This is a genomic window from Paraburkholderia sp. CNPSo 3076 (assembly GCF_026343935.1).
GTDB lineage: Bacteria > Pseudomonadota > Gammaproteobacteria > Burkholderiales > Burkholderiaceae > Paraburkholderia > Paraburkholderia nodosa.
Genome location: NZ_JAPMAL010000124.1, coordinates 1 through 970, shown reverse-complemented (window position 1 = coordinate 970; position 970 = coordinate 1). Strand labels below are relative to the sequence as shown.

Here is a 970-nt window from a genome sequence, read left to right as displayed (position 1 = left end):
TATGTCGTCATGGAAACGTCAACGCGATAGACGATGGGGGTTGTTGAGAACCACTGTGACATATTTTTTACCGCACCATACTCGTGGCCCAGACCGCGATTGTTACGCGTGCCCTGCATCTCGTAGTGATCGAGCAGCGCCTTGTAACGGGTCGTGAAGTCCTCCTTCTCGCTCAGGTTCTTGAAGGCGGCTGACAGGCTGTCGGTGCGATGCTCGCGCGGGCAACCTCCCGCCTGCCATAGAGCGTTCTGCAAACCGTTGGCGAGGGCTTCGAAGCTCTCACCACCCTCAACGACGCAGGCGTACTCCCAGCGCGAGAACGCCAGCACGAAGTGATACAGCCGGTGCTCGAAGGGCGCGCCGCCAATCGTCACGCACAGCTTGCTCATATCGGTGAAGTCAGACAACCCGCGCACGCCGGGTTGATGCTCCTGGGGGAAGAAGATCTCCTGGCTGGGACCTTCGAGCGCCCGCCATTGAGAAATGCGTCGTTCCAGCGTGCGACGCATGCTGTCGGGATAGCAGCCCGGGTGATCATCCTGCAGCTTGCGCAGGATCGTGATGCCCATCAGATGAGGGGCGTTGCGTAGTAACGGCACGACCTCGCTGTCCCAGACATCGACGAATGGATCGGGACGCGTACGCCAGGAGCGCCGCGGCTTCTGGGATGGCAACGTCGCGTCACGCTCGATGCGGCGTGCGCTGCGCACGCTTATTCCTGCCTTGGCGGCCGCGACTTCCTGCGGATGGTGTTTGCGCTTGTTCATGTAGAGGCGAACCTGTTGGTCGGTGATGCGGGTTCCAGACATGTGCTGACCGCTTCTTCTTTAAGAATCGATCAGCCATCCTATTTCCCCGCCGACGCGGCGCCGCCGGTGGTTCGTCGCCTCCGGCGGCTACGCCGCCTCCGACTCCTCACCACCGGCCAAAACCAACGTCAACGACCGGCCAAGCTAATTGTCGCCGCCCA

1 protein-coding gene is annotated in these 970 nt (G+C 61.3%); it reads right to left on the bottom strand.

The features are described from left to right. On the bottom strand, positions 1–809 hold an 809-nt coding region (gene istA, locus M3A49_RS42320), incomplete at its 3' end, for an IS21 family transposase (protein ID WP_266233987.1). Positions 810–970 lie beyond the last annotated feature (161 nt).